This is a genomic window from Arcobacter acticola, assembly GCF_013177675.1.
GTDB classification, from domain to species: domain Bacteria; phylum Campylobacterota; class Campylobacteria; order Campylobacterales; family Arcobacteraceae; genus Aliarcobacter; species Aliarcobacter acticola.
On the sequence record NZ_CP042652.1, the window covers coordinates 769565 to 793918 of the forward strand.

General features: G+C 27.9%; 27 protein-coding genes. 24 read left to right on the forward strand and 3 right to left on the reverse strand.

All coding sequences use genetic code 11. The features are described from left to right. Window positions 1-4: 4 nt before the first annotated feature. A complete protein-coding gene (gene ccoS / locus AACT_RS03975; protein WP_172125163.1) occupies window positions 5-268 on the forward strand; it encodes a cbb3-type cytochrome oxidase assembly protein CcoS in 264 nt (87 codons plus the stop codon). Window positions 269-279: 11 nt separating this feature from the next. Here the strand turns inward: ccoS and AACT_RS03980 are convergent, their stop codons facing one another. After that, window positions 280-573: a c-type cytochrome gene (locus tag AACT_RS03980; RefSeq protein ID WP_172125164.1), complete on the reverse strand. Its 294-nt coding sequence runs from the start codon at window positions 571-573 to the stop codon at window positions 280-282. A gap of 201 nt (window positions 574-774) precedes the next feature. Here AACT_RS03980 and AACT_RS03985 point away from each other — a divergent pair, with 201 nt between their 5' ends. The 11 genes from AACT_RS03985 (at window position 775) to prx-suh (ending at window position 9451) form a co-directional block, all read left to right on the forward strand. Next, the gene (locus tag AACT_RS03985) at window positions 775-1380 is read left to right on the forward strand and encodes an ATP-binding cassette domain-containing protein (RefSeq protein WP_172125165.1); all 606 of its coding nucleotides are present in this window, start codon (window positions 775-777) and stop codon (window positions 1378-1380) included. Continuing rightward, window positions 1367-2302, forward strand: coding sequence for a ferrochelatase (hemH, locus tag AACT_RS03990; RefSeq protein ID WP_172125166.1), 936 nt, complete (start codon window positions 1367-1369; stop codon window positions 2300-2302). The genes AACT_RS03985 and hemH overlap by 14 nt, the downstream gene beginning before the upstream one ends. Before the next feature lie 20 nt (window positions 2303-2322). Then, the gene (amrA, locus tag AACT_RS03995) at window positions 2323-2871 is read left to right on the forward strand and encodes an AmmeMemoRadiSam system protein A (RefSeq protein WP_228720535.1); all 549 of its coding nucleotides are present in this window, start codon (window positions 2323-2325) and stop codon (window positions 2869-2871) included. Beyond that, window positions 2871-4646 (forward strand): AmmeMemoRadiSam system radical SAM enzyme, encoded by a 1776-nt coding sequence (amrS, locus tag AACT_RS15675; RefSeq protein WP_172125167.1) that lies wholly within the window; start codon window positions 2871-2873, stop codon window positions 4644-4646. Before amrA ends, amrS begins: the two co-directional genes overlap by 1 nt. Beyond that, on the forward strand, window positions 4647-5390 hold the full coding sequence (locus AACT_RS04005; protein ID WP_172125168.1) for an ElyC/SanA/YdcF family protein: 744 nt from the start codon (window positions 4647-4649) through the stop codon (window positions 5388-5390). It begins immediately after the preceding gene. 71 nt (window positions 5391-5461) lie between these two features. Further along, entirely contained in the window at window positions 5462-6202 is a 741-nt protein-coding gene (locus AACT_RS04010) for a metal ABC transporter ATP-binding protein (RefSeq protein ID WP_172125170.1), read from the forward strand. Between the two features lie 141 nt (window positions 6203-6343). Further along, entirely contained in the window at window positions 6344-7144 is an 801-nt protein-coding gene (locus tag AACT_RS04015; RefSeq protein ID WP_172125172.1) for a metal ABC transporter permease, read from the forward strand. A 213-nt stretch (window positions 7145-7357) separates the two neighbouring features. After that, window positions 7358-7597 (forward strand): hypothetical protein, encoded by a 240-nt coding sequence (locus tag AACT_RS04020; RefSeq protein ID WP_172125174.1) that lies wholly within the window; start codon window positions 7358-7360, stop codon window positions 7595-7597. After that, window positions 7587-7946 carry a type II toxin-antitoxin system PemK/MazF family toxin gene (locus AACT_RS04025; protein ID WP_216658219.1) on the forward strand — a complete coding sequence of 120 codons (360 nt, stop codon included), beginning with the start codon at window positions 7587-7589 and terminating at the stop codon, window positions 7944-7946. Before AACT_RS04020 ends, AACT_RS04025 begins: the two co-directional genes overlap by 11 nt. Window positions 7947-7967: 21 nt before the next feature. Further along, entirely contained in the window at window positions 7968-8810 is an 843-nt protein-coding gene (locus AACT_RS04030) for a CvfB family protein (RefSeq protein ID WP_228720536.1), read from the forward strand. Window positions 8811-8914: 104 nt separating this feature from the next. After that, window positions 8915-9451 carry a thiol peroxidase Prx-SUH gene (gene prx-suh / locus AACT_RS04035; protein WP_172125178.1) on the forward strand — a complete coding sequence of 179 codons (537 nt, stop codon included), beginning with the start codon at window positions 8915-8917 and terminating at the stop codon, window positions 9449-9451. 46 nt (window positions 9452-9497) lie between these two features. On the opposite strand, the gene AACT_RS04040 is transcribed toward prx-suh, so the two are convergent. Then, the gene (locus tag AACT_RS04040; RefSeq protein ID WP_172125181.1) at window positions 9498-10346 is read right to left on the reverse strand and encodes a YitT family protein; all 849 of its coding nucleotides are present in this window, start codon (window positions 10344-10346) and stop codon (window positions 9498-9500) included. Between the two features lie 143 nt (window positions 10347-10489). On the opposite strand from AACT_RS04040, the gene AACT_RS04045 reads away from it, so the two are divergent. The 6 genes from AACT_RS04045 (at window position 10490) to AACT_RS04070 (ending at window position 15915) form a co-directional block, all read left to right on the forward strand. Further along, window positions 10490-11221, forward strand: coding sequence for a tetratricopeptide repeat protein (locus tag AACT_RS04045; RefSeq protein ID WP_172125183.1), 732 nt, complete (start codon window positions 10490-10492; stop codon window positions 11219-11221). 114 nt (window positions 11222-11335) lie between these two features. Continuing rightward, entirely contained in the window at window positions 11336-12526 is a 1191-nt protein-coding gene (locus AACT_RS04050; RefSeq protein ID WP_172125185.1) for an NnrS family protein, read from the forward strand. Window positions 12527-12594: 68 nt separating this feature from the next. Further along, the gene (msrP, locus tag AACT_RS04055) at window positions 12595-13554 is read left to right on the forward strand and encodes a protein-methionine-sulfoxide reductase catalytic subunit MsrP (RefSeq protein WP_172125187.1); all 960 of its coding nucleotides are present in this window, start codon (window positions 12595-12597) and stop codon (window positions 13552-13554) included. Continuing rightward, window positions 13554-14108, forward strand: coding sequence for a ferric reductase-like transmembrane domain-containing protein (locus AACT_RS04060; protein WP_172125189.1), 555 nt, complete (start codon window positions 13554-13556; stop codon window positions 14106-14108). Before msrP ends, AACT_RS04060 begins: the two co-directional genes overlap by 1 nt. Window positions 14109-14243: 135 nt before the next feature. Continuing rightward, the gene (locus AACT_RS04065) at window positions 14244-15560 is read left to right on the forward strand and encodes an ammonium transporter (protein ID WP_172125191.1); all 1317 of its coding nucleotides are present in this window, start codon (window positions 14244-14246) and stop codon (window positions 15558-15560) included. Between the two features lie 16 nt (window positions 15561-15576). Beyond that, entirely contained in the window at window positions 15577-15915 is a 339-nt protein-coding gene (locus AACT_RS04070; RefSeq protein ID WP_172125193.1) for a P-II family nitrogen regulator, read from the forward strand. A 77-nt stretch (window positions 15916-15992) separates the two neighbouring features. On the opposite strand, the gene AACT_RS04075 is transcribed toward AACT_RS04070, so the two are convergent. Beyond that, window positions 15993-17042, reverse strand: a complete 1050-nt coding sequence (locus AACT_RS04075; protein ID WP_172125194.1) for a GGDEF domain-containing protein — start codon at window positions 17040-17042, stop codon at window positions 15993-15995. A gap of 424 nt (window positions 17043-17466) precedes the next feature. Here AACT_RS04075 and AACT_RS04080 point away from each other — a divergent pair, with 424 nt between their 5' ends. The 6 genes from AACT_RS04080 (at window position 17467) to soxY (ending at window position 24308) form a co-directional block, all read left to right on the forward strand. After that, window positions 17467-19515: an ATP-dependent helicase gene (locus AACT_RS04080; RefSeq protein ID WP_172125196.1), complete on the forward strand. Its 2049-nt coding sequence runs from the start codon at window positions 17467-17469 to the stop codon at window positions 19513-19515. A gap of 54 nt (window positions 19516-19569) precedes the next feature. Further along, window positions 19570-20733, forward strand: a complete 1164-nt coding sequence (locus AACT_RS04085) for a cation:proton antiporter (RefSeq protein ID WP_172125198.1) — start codon at window positions 19570-19572, stop codon at window positions 20731-20733. 249 nt (window positions 20734-20982) lie between these two features. Next, window positions 20983-22317, forward strand: a complete 1335-nt coding sequence (gene soxC, locus AACT_RS04090) for a sulfite dehydrogenase (protein ID WP_172125200.1) — start codon at window positions 20983-20985, stop codon at window positions 22315-22317. Next, complete coding sequence (locus AACT_RS04095; protein ID WP_172125202.1) at window positions 22286-23473, forward strand: c-type cytochrome; 1188 nt, start codon at window positions 22286-22288, stop codon at window positions 23471-23473. The genes soxC and AACT_RS04095 overlap by 32 nt, the downstream gene beginning before the upstream one ends. 13 nt (window positions 23474-23486) lie before the next feature. Then, window positions 23487-23840, forward strand: coding sequence for a sulfur oxidation c-type cytochrome SoxX (soxX, locus tag AACT_RS04100; RefSeq protein ID WP_172125204.1), 354 nt, complete (start codon window positions 23487-23489; stop codon window positions 23838-23840). Between the two features lie 15 nt (window positions 23841-23855). Continuing rightward, window positions 23856-24308 (forward strand): thiosulfate oxidation carrier protein SoxY, encoded by a 453-nt coding sequence (gene soxY / locus AACT_RS04105; protein ID WP_172125206.1) that lies wholly within the window; start codon window positions 23856-23858, stop codon window positions 24306-24308. Window positions 24309-24354: the final 46 nt, after the last annotated feature.

Genomic DNA, 24354 nt, shown 5'->3' on the forward strand with positions numbered 1-24354 from the left:
AAAAATGATAGATGATACTTTGTTTTTTATGTTAATTGTTGGAATTATAATTTCAGCAGGATTATTACTGATTTTTGTTTGGGCAGCAAAAAGTGGTCAGTTTGATGACTCTAATAAAATAGTAAATGGATTATTATTTGATAGTACAGAAGATTTAAATGATGCTATTAATAAAGATAAAAATTCAAAAGAAGCAAAAGAAAATAAAATTAAAAGTGAAAAAGAAAATAGCAAAGAAGAGAAAAAAGTTAGTCAAAAAATTGACTAACTTTTAAGGAATTATTTAATTGCAGCGATTTGTTTTGCAATGTCAGCGATGTCAGCGTCAGATAATTTAACAACTTGACCTTTCATTACAGCACCCATACCGTGATTATTTAAAGTTCCAGCTTTGTAACCGTTTAATGATGCGATGATTTTAGCTTCATCCCAACCTTTTACGATTTCTGATTTACCTAATGCAGGTTTATCAAAATTTGCACCATGACATGAAGCACATGCAGCTATTGAAGCAGCTGATAATGATGCTGCAGTTGCAGCTGCAAAGATTGCAGTTAATACGATTTTTTTCATTTTTTCTCCTTGAATTTTAGAAAAATTATTCTAGCTTTTTTTACTTTTTTTTATGCTTAATATTTTTTCTTTTTTTATAAATACACTTGTAAGTTTTACTTATAATTGTATAAGAAATGTGAAAGAGTAAAAACTTTTGTTAAGAGGAAAATTAAAGCTTATTTTGTATATAGTAATATTTTAAAAATAAGGGCCTAGATATTGAATAAAGATTTAGTTTTAGATATAAAAGATTTAACTTTTTTTTATAAAAAAGATAATCCAATTTATAATAATTTTTCATTAGAGTTAAAAAAAGGTGAATTAGTTACGATTTTTGGTAAAAGTGGAAGTGGTAAAACTACACTATTTGAACTAATATTAGGAAGTTTAAAACCTATTAGTGGAACTATAAATAAATCTAATATTAGTATGATTTTCCAAGATCCATATAACTCTTTTCATCCTACATATACTATATTTGAACAAATAAAAGATGTGATTAAAAATAATTATAAAAAAGAAGAATTAGATGAATTTTTATTAAAGTTAAGTTTGGACAGAAATTTACTGAATAAAAAACCACATGAATTAAGTGGAGGTCAATTACAAAGATGCTCAATTTTGCGAGCACTTTTAATGAAACCAGATTTACTTTTAGTGGATGAACCAACATCTGCTTTAGATAATATTATAGCATATGATGTAATGAAATTATTAATAAATCTACTTAATAATTGTGCGATACTATTAATTACCCATGATTTACAAATGGCTTCATGGTGTAGCGATAAAATAATAAGGTTAGAAGAGAATGCAAGAAAATAAAAAAGCTTTAGTTTTACTAAATATGGGTGGAGCTAGAAATAAAGCTGAATTAAAAATGTTTTTAACAAATATGTTTAACGATAGAAATATAATAACAGTAAGAAATCCAATTATACGAAAAATGATTGCTTTTTTTATTACAACAACTAGATTAAATAGTGCTTGGAAAAACTATGAAGAAATAGGAAATGAATCACCTATTAATAAATTAACTGAAAAATTAGTAGATAAATGTAATGAAAGTATAGAAGGTTTTAAAACTTATCAAGTTATGAGATATACACCTCCATTTTCTCAAGATGTAGTAAAACAAATGATGGAAGATAAGATTACGGAAATTGTTTTACTGCCTTTATATCCACAATATTCTACTACAACAACAAAATCATCAGTTGAAGATTTTATAGATTATTTACCATATTCTTTTGGTCAAAATATTAGATATGTGGAGACATTTTATAAAAATGACAAATTTAATGATTGTATTATTAATGAAATTATTTCAAAAACTTCAAATGCAGGTGAATATAATCTGATTTTCTCAGCACATGGACTTCCTCAAAAAATAGTAGATGCAGGTGATCCATATCAAAAACAAATGATTGAGCATGTGGAAATACTTTCAAAAAAACTAGAAGAAAAAAATGTAAACTTCAAATCAGTAAACTTAGCTTACCAATCAAAAGTAGGACCAATGAAATGGCTTGATCCTTCACTTGATGAGATGCTAAAAAACTTCAAAGAGCAAAATGTAATTATTTATCCAATTGCATTTATTGTTGATAATTCTGAGACAGATTTTGAGCTTGATATTGAGTATAGAGAAATTGCCCACGAAATTGGGATAAAAGATTATCAAGTTTGTAAATGTGTAAATGATAGTGATGAGTTTATAGAGGCTATAAAAGATATTATAAAATAGTACAAAATAGGAATATATATATGAAAATTGAAAATATTTTATTAGAAATTGCTCGAACTTCTATTTTAAATGAATTTACTCACTCTTTTAAAATTGATAAAGAAAGCTTAAAAAAGAAGTTTCCAATTTTGAATGAAATAAGAGCTTGTTTTGTAACTATAAATTTAGATGGAAAATTAAGAGGATGTATAGGTTCTTTGGTTGCTCATCGAACTTTATTAGAAGAAATTATCTCAAATGCACATAACAGCGCTTTTTCTGATTTAAGATTTTCAAGACTAACTTATGAAGAGTTTAGAAAAATAGATATTGAAATATCTATTTTAACTCCTGCTGTTAAATTAGAATATACAGGAATAGAAGACTTAAAAACTAAAATCAAACCTTTTGAACATGGTGTTATCTTAGAATACCAAAATAAAAGAGCTACATTTTTACCTCAAGTTTGGGATCAAATTCCATTATTTGATGATTTCTTTACACAACTTTCAAAAAAAGCTGGTTTTTCTAAATCTTGTTTAGATTCACACCCTATAATTTGTACTTATACAGCTTCAAAAATTAAATAATGCAGTTTTATAAAAAAGACAAAGATAGATTAGTTTGTCTTTTGTGTTCTTATTATTGTAAGTTAAAAGAGAATCAAATAGGGATTTGTGGGGTAAATAAAAACACAGGTGATAAAATAGAGTGTTTAGTTTATGGACATATAAGTGCACTGAATATTGATCCAATTGAAAAAAAACCTTTATATCATTTTTTACCAAAATCAAGGTCTCTGTCTTTAGGAACAGTTGGTTGTAATTTTAAGTGTTCATTTTGTCAAAATCATGGAATATCACAAGAAAAAAATATAGATAACTCAAAATATCATAGTCCTATAGATGTTGTAAATATGGCTTTAAAATACAAATGTGAATCAATTTCTTATACATATAATGAGCCAACAATTTTTTATCCATATGCTAAAGATATAGCAATTGAAGCAAAAAAACATGGAATAAAAAGTGTTTATGTAAGTAATGGTTTTGAAAGTAGTGAAGTAATTGATGATATGAAAGGTTTGATAGATGCTGTTAATATTGATTTAAAATGCTTTAGTCAAAGTTATTATAAATCAAATCTTGGTGGAAATTTAAATCAAGTTTTGCAAAATCTAAAGCATTTTAAGAAAAATGATATTTGGTTAGAAATCACAACTTTATTGGTTCCTGGAAAAAATGATTCAAAAGATGAGCTTGAAAAAATCGCAAAATTTATAAAAGAAGAACTTGATGAGTTTACTCCTTGGCATATTTCATCATTTCATCCAGATTATAAAGATATGCATATTCCTCACACTTCAATTGATTCTTTACAAATGGCTTATAAAATAGGAAAAGAAGCTGGATTAAAATATGTATATATTGGAAATACCTCTTTACAAAATGATACCATATGTCCAAATTGTAATCATACAGTACTAAAAAGAAATAGATTTGAAGTTATTGAAAATAATATAAAAAATGGCAAGTGCCCAAAATGTAATTATAAAATACAAGGAGTGTATCCTAAAATGAAAACTATAAGAAAAACTGGTTTTGCAGGCTCTTTTTACCCTGATAATAAAGAAGAGATTTTAAAATATATTGAAGAGTTCAATAGACAATCTACAATAAATGGAACATTTAATACAAGAGCTATTATTGTTCCCCATGCGGGATATGTTTATAGTGGACTAACAGCAAATTTAGCATACTTTATTGCAAAAGACAAAAAGCCAAAAAGAGTAGTTGTTATAGGTCCATGTCATAGTATGTATTATGAAGGAGCAAGTATTGCTTTATATGATGAGTATGAAACACCTTTAGGAAATATAACTATTGATAAAAACTATTCAAATCATTTAAAAGATAAGTATGAATTTTTAAGTTTTGAAGATAATATGCACTTAGAACACTCAACTGAAACCCAAGCACCTTTTATAAAACATTATTTCCCTGATGCATCAATTGTCGAAATCATATATGGAAAGATGTCTTATGAAGGATTATCACTTTTAATAGATGAGGTTTTAGAAGATGAAGATAACTTATTAGTTATATCAACTGATTTAAGTCATTTTTATACCCAAGAAAAAGCAAATGAATTAGATAATATTTGTTTAAATGCTATTGCAAAAAAAGACTTAGCACTTTTTGATAAAGGCTGTGAAGCTTGCGGAAAATTAGGTGTGAAAGCTGTGATTAAATCAGCTATTAAAAAAGGTTTTGATACAAAAGTTTTACATTATTGTACAAGTTATAATAAAACAAAAGATGCATCCAGAGTAGTTGGTTATGCTTCTGCTTTAATAGGAAATTAAATGTTTATATTTAAAAAAATTGTTTCAGCTTTTTTATTGCCAATTCCAATTGGTCTTTTTTTACTACTAATTTCTTTTTTATATTTGATATTTAATTCATATAAAAAAGCAAAGATTTTTTTAGCTTTAACTTTTTTATGGTTTTTCTTATTTTCATTTCAACCATTTGCAAACGCACTTTTATCTCCCCTTGAAAATACCTATAAGGACTTATTAAAAACACCAAAAGTTGAGTATATATTAGTTTTAGGTAGTGAACATAGAAGTGATGATGATTTGAGTATAACTTCCCAAGTAAAAGGAATTGCAATTAATCGTTTGGTTGAAGGTATACGGCATTATAAAAATCTTGAAAATGTAAAATTAATAGTTTCAGGATATGGTGGCTTTGATAAAAATTCACATGCTTTTATGCAAGAAAGATTAGCTATTTCTCTAGGTGTAAATCCTTCTGATATCATAAGATTAGATTCTCCAAAAGATACCAAAGAAGAAGCTGTTGAAACAAAAAAAATATTAGCTGATAAACCTTTTATTCTAGTAACATCGGCTTTTCATATGAAACGTTCAGCTTTATTGTTTCAAAAAGAAGGCTTAAATATAATTCCAAGTCCAACAAGCCACTTAGCATATGAGGCTACTTCTTTATCTTCCTATTTTGAAGCTTTTAATATACGAAAATGTGAAATGGCTATTCATGAATATTTAGGATTAATGTATTCATGGCTTAGAAATGAAATTTGATAAATATTTGATACATATTTAATTTAATATCTGATATTATTGCAACAAAGTTGCAAAATAAAAGGTTTTAAGTGGAATTAATAAATATTAGTAATTTATTTTACAAATATCATAAAACAGATGTCTTAGAAAATATAAACTTATCAATAAAAGATGATGATTTTTTAGCAATCATTGGTCCTAATGGTGGAGGAAAATCAACACTTCTTAAACTAATTTTAGGATTATTAACTCCAATTAATGGAAAAATTGATAAAAAAATAAAAAATTCTTTAATAGGTTATGTACCTCAAAATACAAATTTAAATATAGATTTTCCAATAACAGCATTAGAAATAGTTTTAATGGGACATATTGTTTCAAAAAAAAGAATATTTGGTTATTCAAAAGAAGATATAGCATGTGCTATGGAATCATTAAAAAAAGTTAGTATGGAAAAGTTTGCAAACTCTAAAATAGGTGATTTAAGTGGAGGACAAAGACAAAGGGTTTTTATAGCAAGGGCCCTTTGTTCAAATCCTAAAATCATGCTTTTAGATGAGCCAACTGCAAGTATTGATGTAAAAGGTCAAAGAGAAATCTACGAGCTATTAAAAGAATTAAATAAATTTATATGTATAGTTGTTGTTAGCCATGATATTTCAGTTTTATTAAACTATGCAAAAAATGTTGCACATATAAATAAAAACTTAGTTTACCACTCTTTAGAAAATATACAAAAAAATTTAAATACACAAAATGAGCATTTATGCGAAGTTGAACTTTTATCAGCTTTGGGAAAAACTCAAGCTTGTTGTAATCATGAACATTAAAAGGTAACTTGTTACCTTCTTTAGAGTTTTCTCAAAGAGAGTGTAAACACAAGGCTACTTTTAGATGAATTTACTTCATCGTTAAAAAGTAGTTGTAAAAGTAGATGGTCCCTTAAAAATGGGACATTTTAAAGGATATATATGTTAGAAGTATTACAATACGATTTTATACAAAATGCTTTAATAGCAGGAGTTCTAATCTCAATCGCAGCAGGAATAATTGGAAGTTTGGTTGTTGTTAATAAAATCACTTTCTTAACAGGTGGAATAGCACATAGCTCTTATGGTGGAATAGGACTTGCTATTTATTTAGGACTTCCAGTACTTTTTGGAGCTACTGTTTTTGCTGTATTAACAGCTGTTATAATTGCAATTATAACTTTAAATAATAGAAATAGAATAGATGCAATTATTGGAATGATGTGGGCTAGTGGTATGGCTATTGGTATTATATTTGTGGATTTAACACCTGGATATAATGTGGATTTGATGTCATATTTATTTGGTTCTATTATTGCTGTATCAAATGATGATTTAATATATATGACTGCCTTAGATATCTTCATAGTTTCTACAGTTGTATTTTTTTATAAACAAATATTAGCAGTTTCATATGATAGTGAGTTTGCAACATTGCGTGGAATAAATGTAAAATTCTTTTATACTTTGATTTTAATCCTAGCTGCTCTTTGCGTAGTTGCAGCAATAAAAGCAGTAGGACTAATACTAGTAATCGCACTTTTAACGATACCCACATATCTAGCTGAAAGTTTTGCTTCAAGATTATCAACAATGATGGTTATTAGCTCAATTTTAGCTACGATTTTTACAATATTAGGATTAGTAGTTTCATATATTTATGATATTAGTTCAGGTGCAAGCATTATTATGGTTGCAGTTGTGATTTTAGCTTTTGTAAAATTGATTAAATTTAAAAGATAAAACTTTTTTTATTGCAAAAATTTGGAAGCTAGGTAGTGTTTTTACTCTAGCTTTCTATCGTTTATCCATTTAAAAATCTTTAAAATTATCTTCCTTTCTACTTAATATATAAGCTAAAACACTAGAACAAGAAAAAAGCAATCTCTTCTAGTTGAACTTATTGACTTATTCTAAATACATAGTTATAATAAGAATAAAAATAAGGAGTTTAATATGACAGCTGAAAAAATAACTGTTACAATTCCCCATGATTTAAAAGTAAAACTTGTAAATATTAAAGATGAGTTAAAAACTTCAATGTCTGCTATTTATAAAGAAGCCTTGGAAGCTTATTTAGAAAAAAAAGAGTTGGAGAAATGGGAAAAAGGTGCATTACTTGCTTCTAGTGATAAAAAATATCAATCTTTATCAAAAGAATTAGGAAATGCAGAAGGAAAAATCTTTGAATATTAATCAAGGCGAAATATGGATGGTGAATTTTGAACCAAGTGTTGGGAACGAAATCCAAAAATTTAGACCTGCAATTGTGGTAAATGATGATAGAATAGGCAGGTTTGGAATTAAAATAGTTGTTCCAATTACCCAATGGAAAGAACACTATATTGATTATCCATGGATTATAAAAATTATTCCTGATGATATAAATGGATTAAGTAAAGATTCATCAATAGAATGTTTTCAGATAAAAAGTTTTGCAGTAGATAGATTTGATAAGAAAATTGGAGAGATTGATAAATTATTATTACTTCAAGTTCATAAAACTATTGCTAAAACTTTGAATCCAACATATAAAATAAATTAAAAAAGAAACGGAAAAACCAAAATGAATGAAAAACAAATAAACGAACACATCTATGTGGGAGAGCTAAATACCCTTGCTGTAAATCGAGTGAGTGAACCTGGAATCTATCTAATAAGTGATGACCAAACAGAAGTGTTGCTTCCAAATGCATATGTTACAAAATCTATGGAAATAGGAAGTTTTCTTGATGTATTTATATATACAGATAGTGAAGATAGACTAGTTGCAACTACACTTAAACCTTATGTTTATTTATATGAGTTTGCAGCTTTAGAGGTTGTTGATAATATGAAGTTTGGGTCTTTTGTAGATATTGGATTACCTAAACATATATTAGTTCCTAAAAATAAACAAAAAAGTAGTTCTTTTAATATAGGTGATAGAAAGGTATTACAACTTCAACTTGATGATAAAACAGATAGATTAATTGCTTCTGAGAAATTTGATTTATTAAAAGAGATTAAAAATTTAGAAAAAAATGATGAGGTTGAAATTATCTTATATTCAAAAACACCCCTTGGATATAAAGTAATTGTAAATAATTCTTATGATGGAATTATTTTTCATTCAGAAATTTTTGAAAATATAAAAATAGGTGACAAAAAAAGAGCCTATGTAAAAAATATTAGAGATGATAATAAACTTGATATCTCTTTACAAAAAATAGGGCAAAAAGTTTCAGGTGATAAAGTCTATGATGTATTAATACAAAATGGTGGAAAATTGCCTTTCACATATAAAAGTGAAGCAGATGATATAAATGCTAGGTTTGGTATTAGTAAAAAAGCTTTTAAAGCATCATTGACAAAACTTTTAGCTGAAGATAAAATTGTGCTAGAAGAAAATTCAATTAGAGTTAAATAGTAACATTTTGAAAAGTTACTTCTTGATTGCAAATAATTAAGAGTAAATTTATCCTATTTAAATATAATTCGTTAAAATATTTTGATTAAAATAAAAGGAAAAAAATGGCAACAACAAAATTAAAAGGTAATGAAGTTACTTTAAGTGGAACAGATGTAAAAGTTGGAGATGTAGCTCCTGTAGTTACTGTAGTAGCAAAAGATTTATCAGATGTTCAAGTAGGTGGTCAAAAAGGTAAAGCTCAAATCGTAGTTGTAGTTCCTTCTTTAGATACAGCAGTATGTGCTGCTGAAACTAGAAAATTCAATGAAGCAGCAGCTAAAGTTGAAAATGCAGAAGTAATCGTAGTTTCTATGGATTTACCATTTGCAATGGGAAGATTTTGTACAACTGAAGGAATCGAAAACTTAACTGTTGGTTCTGACTTTAGAGCAAAAGCATTTGCAAAATCTTACGGTGTACTAGTTGCATCTGGACCATTAGCTGGTGTTACTTGTAGAGCAGTATTTGTAATCAATGCTTCAGGTGTTATTACATACAAAGAAATTTGTCCTGAAATTACAGAAGAGCCAAATTATGAAGCAGCATTAGCAGCTGTTAATGAGTCAACTTCAACTTCTTGTTGTGGAACTTGTCACTAATTTTTAGATAAAGAGTCTTTTAGACTCTTTTCTTCTTCTACTTTTTTTAATTTCCTCTTCCTAACATTTCACTAGCTTCTGTTATTATTAAAAACGCATCTGGGTCACTTTGTCTAACTATTTGTCTCAGCCTTTGTAGTTTTGTAACTTCAACAACAATTAAAATCATTTTCTTTTCTTGATTTTCAAATAAACCTTCACCTTTTAATATAGTACCTTCAGGCCCTAGTTCTTGAGTTATTAATTGTTTTAATTCATCTGTTTTCTGTGTTACTAAATAAACAACTTTTTTGTTTAAACTTCCCGTTAAAATATAATCTATCATTTTTGCAGTTATATAAATACTAATAACACTCCATAAAATTTTTGTTCTATCTTCAAAAATAAATAAAGCAGATAATATTATGATTATGTCAATTACTAAAATAACTTGACCAGCTTTAATTTCGGTTTTTGAAGATATTATTTTAGCTATGATAGTAGAGCCACCTGCTGATGAATTACCTTTTATAACTAATGATAATCCAAGTCCCACAAATATTCCACCAAAAATAGCACCTAAAATTGTATCTTGAATAAATGTTTCTATTTTTATAATCTGTGAAAATAAATCAATAAATAAAGAAATTAAAATTATTGTAATTATAGTTCTTATTGTAAACATTTTTCCAAGATATTTATTTCCTATTATTAATAAAGGAAGATTAATTAAAGCTATTAATGAACCAATTGTAAGTGGTGTAATAAAATGAAGTAATAAAGCAAGACCTGCTGTTCCTCCTGTGATAATATTATTTGGAAGAAAAAATCCAACTAAAGCTAATGATAAAATAATAGAACCAGATATGATAAAAACATAATTAATTAGCTCATCTTTTGTAAAAAAAGTATTCATGTGTTCCTTTGATATAAAAATTTAAAAAAGATTTTATTTTAACTCAATATTTGTAATAAGTTGTTTATTTTAATAATATATGTCTTATAGTAGTAGTATAATTTTATAATAAGATTTTAAATTATATTCAAAGGAGAATAGGGATGCTAAAAAATCTATTTAAAATAATGGTATTTTGTTTTATGTGTTTTCAGTATTCATCTGCTGTTTCAGTTAATGATGGATTTGAAGAATATAACAAAGGAAATGTTTTTCAAGCTTTAAACATATTTGAAGAAGCTTGTGAAGGTGGCGCTTATGTTGGCTGTTATAATGCAGCACTTATTTACTACAAAGGAAGTAGAGTAGAAAGAGATTATGAAAAAGCTGCAAACCTATTTATAAAAGCTTGTGATGAGGGTCATAGCGAAGCTTGCTACAATATTGCATATATGTTTGAAAATGGTTTAGGGGTAAATACAGATTCTTCAAAAGCTGCAATTTTATATGATAGAAGCTGTCAAAATGGTGTAGGAGCGGCATGTTATAATTTATCTATTATGTATGAAAAAGAAGATGGCGTTGAAAAAGATTCTTTTAAAGCAGTTGATTATTTAACTCAAGCTTGTAATTTAGACCATGCAAAAGCTTGTTACAATCTTGCAATAAAATTCCAAAAAGAAGATGGAGTTGAAAAAAACCCATTAAAAGCTGCAAATCTTTATCAAAAATCTTGTGATTTAAACTATGCATCTGCATGTTATAATCTAGGAGTTATGTATTTTGATGGACTTTTTCTTAAAAAAGACAATTCAAAAGCAGCAGAACTTTTCAGTAAAGCTTGTGATATGAATCTGGATGTAGCTTGTAAAGCTTATGGTAATTTGAATAAATAAACAAGAGTTATCTCTTGTTTATAGTCAAGGAATATTCTGTTCTAAATTGATATAATCTCTCAAAATCAAAGTCATTATTTATTTTTTTAATTTAGACTTTTTATAGGAGATATTATGCAAGCTTGGTACAAGAAGTTTTCTTCTCAACCACACCAACCATTTTTCACAAGTGGTATTTTATTTTTAATTCTTTTTATGATGTTATTTACAGCATCTTATTCGAACATTCTTATTTTAGACACTTCTGTTTTAACATTTCATGCTTATACTATGGTATTTGTAATTTTTATTCAATTTTTCTTAGGTTTTCTATTTGTAGTATTTCCACGATTTTTAACCCAAGCTGAAATAAATAAAAAAGAGTATATGAATCAATTTATTCTTTATTTTATTAGTTCTTTAGGGATTCTATTATCAATTATATTTTATTCAGATGTAGTTTTTGTATTTCAAATAATGATGTTAATTGCTCAAGTACTTAGTTTTAAACTTCTTTATTCAATACACAACAAAAGTCTTGTAAAAGTAAAAGATGATACAAAATGGGTTTTAATATCTTTTGTTGCAGGTTTAATTTTTCATACATTATTTATTATTTCAGAAATAAAATTTCTTTATTCTCATGATTTATCAAAGCTTTCTATAGACGCTGGATTTTATCTTTTTATTTTTATGGTTATATTTGTAATTTCACAAAGAATGATTCCTTTTTTTACAACAGCAAAAGCTCCAAATTATAAACCAAATAAAAGTAAAAATTTACTAGAAATTGTATTTGCTTTATTGATTTTCAAAGTTGTTTTATTGTCTTTTGATAATGTAAAATTAAATTTATTAGCAGATATTCCTTTATTTGTAATGATTACGAGAGAATTAATAAAATGGAAATTACCATTTTTTAAAGTTCCAGCAATTATGTGGGTTTTATATCTAGGACTTTATTGGATTCCATTTGCTTTTTTTATATCAATTGTTGAAAGTTTAATGGCATTTTATAACCCAAGTATTATTTTCGAAAAAGCAGCTATTCATGCTATGGCTTTAGGGTATTTTTTAACACTTCTTGTAGGTTTTGGAACGAGGGTAATATTAGGACATTCAGGAACAACTCCCCACGCAAATAATTTTGCAATATTTATTTTTATTGCTATTCAACTTATTGCATTATTAAGAATATTTTCTTCATTTACTTTAAACTTTGGATTAGATTATATGTTTTTCATAAATCTTACTGCTGTGTTATTGATTATGGGATTACTTGTTTGGTCAAGTAAATATTTAACCATATTAATAAAAGGAAAATAAAAACTCTTACTAAACATATCCTTTACATAAAACTTCTATAATTTGCTTAGAATTTAAAAGGATATGTTATGAATATAATCAAAAGAAAACATTGGCAAATAAGTGAGAATGAAGTTACTCCAAAAGAGTTATTTGAAAAAAGAAGAAACTTTATTAAACTAGGTGCTGCTTCAATTGTATCAAGTGGAGCTATTATGGAACTTCTTGCCCAAGAAAATTTACCTAAAATTACCCTTGATTTTATAAAAGATAAAAATATTGATAATCTAAAATTAAATACTTTTGAACAAATTACTTCCCATAATAATTTTTATGAATTCACAACAAGTCAAAGTGGTGTAAAAGATATTGCCCATACTTTAAATACAGATAATTGGAGTGTTACAATAGATGGTTTAGTAGAAAATCCAATGAAAGTAAATTTGGATGATTTAGTAAAAATGTTTACAATGGAAGAACGAATCTACAGATTTAGATGTGTAGAAGGTTGGAGTATGGTTGTTCCTTGGAATGGATTTTCACTAGCAAGTCTAATCAAAAAAGTAAAACCCTTGTCAAGTGCTAAGTATGTAAGATTTGAAACATTAGTTGATCCAGAAGTTTTTCCAGATCAAAAAAGAGGAAAATTCGGAGTTATTGATTATCCATATATTGAAGGTTTACGAATGGATGAAGCTGTGAATGATTTATCTTTTCTTGCAACTGGACTTTATGGAGATGTAATGCCTAAACAAAATGGTGCTCCAATTAGACTAGTTGTTCCATGGAAATATGGATTTAAATCTATTAAATCTATCGTTAAAATATCATTTGTTGATAAAGAACCTTTAAATACATGGCAAAAAGAAAATCCAAGAGAATATGGATTTTTCGCAAATGTAAATCCAAATGTCGATCACCCAAGATGGTCGCAAAAAAAAGAGAGAGTATTGGGAAGTTTTTTCAAACAAGATACTTTAATGTTCAATGGTTATGAAAAAGAAGTTGCATCACTTTATTCTGGAATGGATTTAAGAAAGTATATCTAATGAAAAGAATATTTTTATATCTAATAATTTTATCTCCATTAATCTATTTATTAACTAGATTATTTGTTTTTGATAATGTTAATGATCCAATAAAATATATATACACAATTACAGGTGCAAGTGCTACAGTAATTGTTTTCTTCTCAATAATAATTTCCTTGATAAAAGAAAAAATCAATCTAATGAAATATAGAAAAGAAATAGGACTTTTAGGCTTTTCTTATGCCTTATTACATCTTTTAAATTTTATTATCTTAGATGCACAATTTGATTTTCAATTTGTAATAAAAGAAACTTTAGATAAACCTTTTATATATTTGGGAATGATTGCTTTCTTTATCATTTTATTTATGGCAATAACATCCACAAAAAAACTGTATAAAAAATATAATAAATATCATAAATTAGTATATTTATTTTTAATCTTAATTACTATACATTGGATTATGGCTCAAAAAGCTATAAGTATTCTACAATTCTCCTATATAATAGCTATTTTGATTATAGGATATTATAAGCTTTTACAGCAAATAATCAATAATAATAAATCATAGTTCTATCAATTTTAAAGTAAAATAAGATATTAAATCATAAAAAAATTTCAACTGTATATCTAATATACAGTTGTATTGTACTTTGTTTCTAAAAATATGATAAATTTTCATTATATAAAAAACAAAGGATAATGAATGAAAAAATTGCTTTTATCAATGCCTCTATTTGGTGTTTTAGCATTTGCAGATGAGGCAGAACCTGTTCTTAATTCAGGTGATACTGCTTGGATGATGATTTCTACGGCGCTAGTTATGTTAATGACGCCAATTGGTCTTGCTTTATTTTATGGAGGGATGACAAGATCTAAGAATATTCTAAATACATACTCAATGGTATTTGGAGCTTTTGCTATTGCATTTATTGCATGGATAGTAGCTGGGTTTTCTATTGCGTTTGGAACAATGGAAGGTTCAATGAATCAATTTATAGGTGGTTTTTCACATGTAATGCTTGATGGTATTTCTTGGAAAGAGTTTGCAAGTGTAGAGTTAGGACAACTTTATCCTAAATTCATTTTTGTTGTTTTCCAAGGTACATTTGCTGCTATTACAATTGCAATTGCATCTGGATCTGTTATTGAAAGAATGAAGTTTTCTACATGGATGATATTTGCAGCTATTTGGACAATTGTTGTTTACGCACCTATTGCACATATGGTTTGGGGTGGAGGATACTTATTTAATGAAGGTGCTCTTGACTTCGCAGGTGGAACAGTTGTACATATGAATGGTGGACTTGCTGGTTTAGTTCTTGCTTTATTAATTGGTAAAAGAGCTGGATATTCTAAAGTTGCAATGAAACCTGTAAGTATTATTTTAACAGCAGTTGGTGCTGGTCTTTTATGGTTTGGTTGGTATGGATTTAATGCAGGTTCTGCATTTGGTGCAAATGCAATTGCAGGTGTAGCATTCCTTACAACAACAGTAGCAGCTTCAGTTGCAACTCTTACATGGTTAGCAATTGAATCTTTAATATTCAAAAAACCTACACTTTTAGGTGCTGCATCTGGTGCAATAGCTGGATTAGTTGCTATTACTCCTGCTGCTGGATTTGTAAGCGTTGGTGGAGCTCTTATCATTGGTATTATGGGTGCAATCGTTGCTTTCTTTGGGGTATCTATTCTTAAGAAAAAACTTGGATTTGATGATAGTTTGGATGCGTTTGGAATTCACTTCTTAGCTGGTCTATGGGGAGCAATTGCTACAGGTATTTTCGCTCTTAATGATAAAGATTTATTATGGGATGGACCGCTTAAAGCTTCAGATGATAGATTAGGACAAATTTTTGTTCAATTTGAATCTGCATTAATTGTAGGTGCATATACATTAGTTGGAACAATTGTTGTTTATTATATTGCATCATTCTTAACAGGTGGAGCAAGAGTAAATGAAGATAAAGAGAGCCAAGGTCTAGATGAATCAGTACACGGTGAACGTGGTTTTAACTTATAATAGAAAAGAGTAAATAATGAAAAAAATAGAAGTAATAATTAAACCTTTTAAATTAGAAGATGTGAAAGATGCACTTGTAGAAATTGGAATTACAGGAATGAGCGTTTATGATGTAAAAGGTTACGGAAGACAACAAGGTCACTCTGAATTATATAGAGGGGCTGAGTATGTGGTTGATTTCTTACCAAAAATAAAAATCGATGTAGTGGTAAAAGATGAAATGGTAGAATCTACAATTAATGCAATAGTAAATTCTGCAAAAACAGGAAAAATCGGAGATGGAAAAATATTTGTTTCATCTTTAGATGAAGTAGTTAGAATCAGAACAGAAGAAAGAGGAAGCGAAGCTGTCTAAGCTTTAGATTATATGAGTAAAGATTATCAACAAAGAGATTAAAAACTCTTAGTTGATATATTCCTAACTCTTTAAAACTATACTTCGACTCTATTACGTCCATTTTTTTTTGCAAGATAAAGTTTTTTGTCAACAGTTTTATACGCTTGGCTAAAAGAAGTAAAATCACCCATATAAACAACACCAAAGCTACAAGTTAATGTTGGTATGTCTTTTAATTTAGATGTTTCTAATTCAATATTATTTTTTAGTTTATTAGCAATATCTTTTACCATAGATAAATTTGCTTCAATTAATAATATAAATTCTTCTCCTCCCCATCGTACAAAAATATCATTTTTTCTAATAGTTTTTTTTACAATTTGTACTAAATAAATCAATGCATTATCACCAATATCATGACCATATATATCATTAATTTTTTTAAAATAATCAACATCAAACATAATTAGAGATAATTCTTGTTTTAAAGTTAACATTTGATGAAATTTTTTATCAATCATTGAATCAAAATAATTTCTGTTATAAATGTTAGTGAGCATGTCATAATTTGCTTTTTGTTCCAAATCAGTATTTTTTATTTTTAAAGATGCAACCTCAGTTAAATCTATATCAATACAAAACATTTCTGGATTAAAAGATTCTTCTCCTAGCATTACATGTGAAGAGAAAACATGTATGGGGGATTGGTCTTTTCTTTTAAGTATTAGTTCCCCTGATGGTATGACATTTCCATTTTCAAACCAATCTTTTATTCCTTGGATTACAGGGATATGCATTTCCTCTGGTATTATTAACTCTTCTAATGATTTTCCTATAGCTTCATAATATGTATATCCATAAATATTTTCACTAGATTTATTCCAATATATAACTTTTCTATTTTTATCATATCCTTGTATTGCTACAGAAGGAATACTATTAATTAATTCAATGAAAGTTCTTTCTTTTCCCATACTTGATATTGTGTCGCTTTTTTTATACTTGATTAAATTATTAATTGTATTTATTTTTGATTCTTGATTTTTGTTTAAGGAATTAGAATCTAGAAGAGCAAGTATTTCATTACATTCAAAAATATGATTTTTTAAATTCTGTTTTATTTCTGATAAATCGTTTTTATCCAAAATGTAAACCTTTTTATTAATTCTAATATATAAATTGATGGTATTGTATCGTAATCAATTTTATAAATAGCATGTATAAAAATGTAAATTTCTATATGTTAACTATTTAATTAATAAATTTATTGTATTAATTGTTAATATTATTTTATAAATATAGCGTCAAGTTAACTATCCATTAATCCTTGATTATATTTTAGTTAATGATGGCTTGTTATAATTTTTCTATAGATAGGTTGACGCAGCGACTTATTTATGAATACCTTAAGATTTAGATTTTTAGACAAATAATTTTTTATGTTTCCTTGTTAAAAAAAGAGTGTTGATTTTTATCCACTCTTTTTTTATTTCTTTCAATTTCCCTTAACACTTTTATGATACTATTTCGAAATGATAAAACTTTTCACAAATACAACAAACTAATCCCATGCCTTTATCGAATTTAAATCAAGAGCAACTAAGTGCTGCCACATGTCCATATGGATACAATCTTATAATCGCAAGTGCCGGGACTGGAAAAACTTCTACTATAGTTGGAAGAATTGCTACTTTGATAAACAAAGGTGTAAAACCAAATGAAATTTTACTTTTAACTTTTACAAATAAAGCAGCTGCTGAAATGGTGGCAAGGGTTGCTAAGTTTTTTGGAAAAGATATTGCAAAACAAATAATGGCAGGAACTTTTCACTCTGTTTCATACAAACTTCTAAAAGAGTTAAATGTAAATATTACTCTAAAACAACCAAACGAATTAAAAACATTATTCAAATCAATTTATGAAAAAAGAGTATTTTTTGATAGACATGAAGATGCAAATCCTTATGATGGTGGTTATTTGTATGATATGTATTCATTATATTTAAATTCAAATGATGGGGAAGAATTTGGTGAATGGATAAAATCAAAAAATGAAAGCCATGAATTATATACAATGATTTATGAAGATGTTGTTGCTGAATTCCATGAATTAAAGACAAAATACGGATATGCAAATTTTGATGATTTATTAACAATTATGCTTGAAACTTTAAAAGAAAAAGAGTTTGAATTTAAAGAGATTTTAGTTGATGAATACCAAGATACAAATCCTTTACAAGGAAGACTTCTTGACTCTTTTAGGCCTAAATCTTTGTTTTGTGTTGGAGACTATGATCAAAGTATTTATGCTTTTAATGGTTCTGATATTGGAATTATTTCTACTTTTGCAAAAAGATACCCTAATGCTGAGGTTTTTACTCTTAGAAAAAACTATCGTTCTACTAAACCTATTTTAGATTTAGCAACAAAGGTTATTGAATATAATGAAAGAGTTTACGAAAAGAAATTAGAAGTTGTAAGAACTGAAACAGAACATAAACCAAAATTATTAGCTTTTGGAGAACTTTTTTCACAGTATCAATATTTATCAGAGCTTATTTCTAAAACATCAACACCACATAACGAAATAGCGGTTATTTATAGAAATAATTCAAGTGCAGATGGAATAGAAGCAACTTTGAGAGAATTTTCAATTCCTGCAAAACGAAAAGGTGGAATGAGCTTTTTTGATTCAGTTGAAGTGAAATTTATATTAGATGTTTTAGTAATGCAAATAACGCATAATGATATGATGGCATTTATTCATATTGTTGAACATGGAAAAGGTATTGGAAAAGCAATAGCAAAAGATGTTTTTGATGCATTAATAAAACTAGGAGATGGGGATTTATTAAAAGGATTATTTCAACCTCGTGCTGATATGAATAACCCATATGAAAATGGAAAAATTAAAAATAGACAACTTGGTCTTTTTGATGATTTTATGGAGTTAGGTTCTATTTCAAAATTTAAAGATTGTAATTTTGAAGAGGCGTTTTTAGGAAATCCAATTTTAAAACATCCAAAATTAAATGTGGATGGTGGTAAGTATTTATATGATATTTATTTATTAATGAAGCATTTAAGAAGAACAAAGAATCCAGAAAGCTTAGTTACAAGTATCTCTTCATCAATGGCATATTCTAAATTGAAAGATTTTTTATCTACCAAAAGAGCAACACAAAAAGATGGAACAATTAATCCATCACAAAAAACTAAATCACTTGCAAAAATAAATAGAAAAGTAATGCTTTTGAAAAATTTATCACGAAATTTTCAAGATTTATCAAAATTTATAAATTCAATGATCTTAGGTGGAAGTGAAATGAGTGAAGGAGATGGTGTAAATCTCTTATCTATTCATGCAAGTAAAGGCTTAGAATTCAAAGAAGTTTATGTAATTGATCTTATGGATGGAAGATTTCCAAATAGAAAACTTATGAGCAAAGGTGGAAGCATAGAAGAGGAAAGAAGGCTTTTTTATGTGGCAGTTACAAGAGCAAAAGATATTCTTTATCTAAGTTATGCCAGATCTGATAAGATAAAAAAAATGAGTTTTATTGCAAGCCCTTTTTTAAGGGAAGCTGGATTGATAATTAAAGAAAGTGATGAAGAGTAAATCTTAAATATTTTAGATAAAATACCGCCTATTATATAAATAGGATAGATAAGAGTGGAAAAGTTTTTTTTAATTATTTCGATTTGTTCAATTATTATGTTTTCTCCATCTTTATCAAAATTATTTAGAACACCTGTTGTTGTTGTTGAAATATGCTTAGGTTTAATGGCAGGATATTTTGGCTTGATATATGATGATGAAACATTAAAATTAATTGCAAAATTTGGTTTCGTATATCTAATGTTTCTAGCTGGTCTTGAAATAAATTTAAAACTCGTAAAAATAATAAAAGCTACCCTAGCTATAAATGTAATTTTATATTTTGTATTTTTATATAGTATCTCTGGCTTAATTTGCTGGCTTTTTGATCTTGGAATTACTTATTTTGTAGCATTACCAATATTCTCACTTGGTATGATTATGATGCTTATTAAAGAATATGGAAAAGATGAACCATGGTTAAATCTTGCTTTATCTATTGGTGTTGTAGGTGAAGTTATTAGTATTCTAGCATTAACTTTATTTAGTGGTTGGGTTGAACATGGTTTTAATCTAAGCTTTTTCATCTCTATTTTAACAATAATTGGTGTTGTTATTCTTACTATTTTAGGTCTACGATTATTTTATATAATTTTTTGGTGGTATCCTGAACTAAAAAAATTTCTTGTTCCAGATTCTGATAATAATCGCTTTGATCAAGATATTAGATTTTCAATTTCAAGTTTATTAATATTGGTTGCTATTATGTATGCTTTAAAAATTGATGTTGTTCTTGGAGCATTTGCAGCTGGGCTTTTCTTTAAAATGTTCTTTTACCAAAAACATGACTTAATTGAAAAAATTGAGTCTTTTGGTTTTGGTTTTTTCGTACCAATATTTTTCATTTATACAGGATCAACTGTAAAACTAGATATGCTAACTTATGATATATTTAAACATGCACTTTTTATTATGGCAGCAATAATAATAATCAGATTGATAAGCTCATATCTAGCATTTTATAAATATCTAAAATTTAAACAAACTATGTTATTTGCATTGAGTGATTCTATGCCTTTAACTTTTCTTGTAGCTATTGCTATGCTTACTTATAACTATGGTTTAATAACTCAATCAGAATATTTCTCATTTATTATTGCAAGTATGATTGATGGATTAGTCTTAATGCTTCTGATTAGAAAACTACATAAAATATTCTCATTAAGAATTCAAAAATAAGTAAATTATTTTTTACTAAAAAGCTATATTTATGAATTCTAATTCACTTATAGCTTTTTAATATAATTAAAACAAATATCATAAATAAGCCCCAATTATAGGTGCTACTTTAATGCTACTAAAGGCTTGTTATTTCTTTCTAAATATAAGAAAACTTAATATTTTAAGTTTCATTTTAACTTATAAAATCTATAATAGAGGTGATGAAAAAATTTAATGAGTATTATCAAATATCTTAGGAGGTTAGAGTTGAAAAACAGCGAAGTTTTACAAAAAGAAGTTAAATCTAGTGCTACTGCAGTAACAAGTAGAAGAGATTTTTTCAAAAAAACTGCTATTTATTCTGCTGGTGCCTTAAGTGCTGCCTCAGTTTTAACGCCTGTTTCTGCAAAAGCAGATGATCCAGCGATTATAAACGAAGCACCTTGGGGACAAAAGTTAGGAGATCCAGTAGATAAAAATCTATATGGAATTCCATCAGCGTATGAGCATAATAATATAAGAAGAACGCATGAATTGTTCTCATCGGGAGATCCACATGCATCTGTGTCAATGTGCCCAATTCATGAATCAGAAGGAATTATTACTCCAAATGGTCTATTTTTCGTAAGAGATCATGGTGGAACTGCACATGTTAATCCAAACGAATGGAGACTAATGATTCATGGTAAAGTTAAAAAAGAGATAGTTTTAACTTTAGAAGATTTAAAAAAATATCCAAGTGAAACAAGAACATACTTTATTGAATGTCCTGCAAATGGGAGTCCTGAGTGGAGAGCTCCTCAATTTAATAATTTACAATTTATGAAAGGTCTTATGAGTGCTGCTCAATGGACTGGAGTTATGTTAAAAACTATTTTAGAAGACTTAGGACTAGAAAAAGATGCGGTTTGGATGCTTGCAGAAGGTAGTGATAATGCTTCAAATCCTAGATCAATTCCAGTTGATAAAGCAATGGATGATATTATGGTTGTTTGGGGACAAAATGGTGAAGCATTAAGACCTGAACAAGGATATCCTGTGAGACTTGTTGTTCCAGGATGGGAAGGAAATCTTAATACTAAATGGTTAAAAAGATTAGAATTTTCTGATAAACCATGGCATTCAAAAGAAGAAACTTCAAAATATACAATGCTACAAAAATCAGGAAAAGCTATTAGATATTTCTGGGTAAATGAAGTTAACTCTGTTATTACTTCACCATGTCCTGAGAAACCATGGACTCACCTTAAAAAAGGTGAAATGGTAGAAATAGAAGGACTTGCATGGTCTGGACATGGAACAATCAAAGGTGTAGATATATCATTTGATGGTGGAGATAACTGGGTAGAAGCTAAATTAAAAGGTTTAGTACTTCCAAAATCTTGGACAAGATTCTCATATATTATTAAATGGGATGGGAAACCTATGATTCTTGCAAGTAGATCATATGATGACTTTGGAAATATTCAACCTACAATTGATGAAGAAACATCAGCAGTTGGTGTTGAATCAGTTTATCACAGAAATGCGATAGTAACATGGGAAATAACAAGCAAAGGAGAGTGTAATAATGTTCAAATTAGAAAACATAAAAAAGCTTAAATCTACTCTTCTTAGTGTTGGTTTATCTAGTTTATTAGTAAGTTCTGTAATGGCAGCTACAAAAGAATCTTCTGTTGATGGTGCTGTAAAATATCCGATAAAAGACGGTAAATATTCTTCGTATCATGTAAATACACAAGATATTAAGAGTTATAACATTGGAAGAATACCAACTGAGAATGAAATTAAAGCTTGGGATATTGATGTAAAACCTGATGGAACTGGTTTACCTGAATTTGAAATGAATAGAGGTCAAGTAGTTCTTGGAGATGATGGAAAACCTAAAAAAGCTGAAGGTTCAGTAGAATTGGGTGGAGAACTTTATGATGCACAATGTGTAATGTGTCATGGTGATTTTGGTGCAGGTGGAAAGGGTGGTTATCCTAGACTTGCTGGGGGTTCAATTAACTCTTTAAAAAATCAAAGGTTAAATCCAGCGGATGAACATCCAAATCCTGAAAGTCCATTAAGAACAGTTGGTACATATTGGCCATTTGCTAGTACGTTGTACTGGTATATTCAAGATTCAATGCCATATACTCATTCAAAAAGTTTAACAAATAGTGAAACTTATGCAATCACTGCATATATATTATCAGTAAATGGTATTAAATATGAAGGTGAAGATATGGATGATGATTTTGTATTAGACAAAGAAAAAATGATGAAAATTAAAATGCCAAATGCAGATGGTTTTTATCCTGAAGTTGATACAAAAGATCCAAGACAAGGTGTTAAAAATATGACTGCATTGCTTTCAGATCCAAAAATATATGGAACGGGAACAAAATGTATGAAAGATTGTATAAAAGAAGATACAGACAAACTTCTAATGAAAATAGAGTATGATTTAACAGATAGTGTTAATCAACCTATATCAGTAGTAAGAGATTTACCTGTAGTAGTAGATACTTCTGTTAAACCTGGTCAAGTTACATATGAGGCAAACTGTTCTGCATGTCATGCTAATGAAGCTATTGGAGCTCCTGTATTAGGAGACAAAGATGCTTGGAGTAAAGTTCTTGAAAAAGGAATTGAGAAAGTTTATCATAATGGTATAAATGGTATAAATACAATGCCTCCAAGAGGTGGAACAGATTTAACTGATGACCAAATGAAGGAAGTAATCGATTATATGATTAATTCTAGTAAATAAAAAGGAGAACGTTATGAATGTAATTAAAAAGTTATTAACTGCATCTGCAATTAGTGGACTTATTGCTGTTAGTGGTTTTGCATCAGATGCTGATTTAGTAAAAGAAGGTGAAAAGATTTTCACAACTAATACTCAAGGTAACTGTGTTGCTTGTCACGCGGTAAATGGTAAAACATTAGATGGACCAGGAAGTATGGGACCTATATTACAATATTTATCAGCTTGGCCTGAAGATGCGTTATATGAAAAAATATTTGATCCATATAAAACAAATCCAGTTTCAGCAATGCCAGCATTTGGTAAAAATGGATGGTTAAGTGATTCTGAAATTAAAGCATTAGTTGCTTATTTAAAAACAATAAATTAATAAAAGGAAATTAAAATGATTAATAGAAGAAATTTTTTAGGTTTAGGTTTAGGAGCAATGGCTGTGGCTGTTATCCCAGGTAAATTAAGTGCGATTGATTTTAGAGAAACTAAGCCAAAAGCTTGGACTGCAACTAAAGTTGATGATGCAGTAAAAGAAATTTTTGGTTCAACTGCTACAACTGAAGGAAGTATTAACTTAAGTGCTCCTGATATTGCTGAGAATGGTGCTGTTATTCCTGTATCTTTTGATACTGAATTAAAAGCTACAAAAGTTGCAGTTTTCCAAGATGCAAATCCTGAAAGTGCAGTTGCAGTATTTACAATTCCTGAAAATGCAGTTATTGATTATGCAATTAGAATTAAATTAGCAAAAACTGGAACTGTTACAGTTATTGCTGAAGCTGATGGTAAATTATATTCAGTTTCTAAATTAGTAAAAGTAACAATTGGTGGATGTGGTGGTTGATTTTATTCAACTAATCGCATAGAATTAAATTAATAAATATATAAAA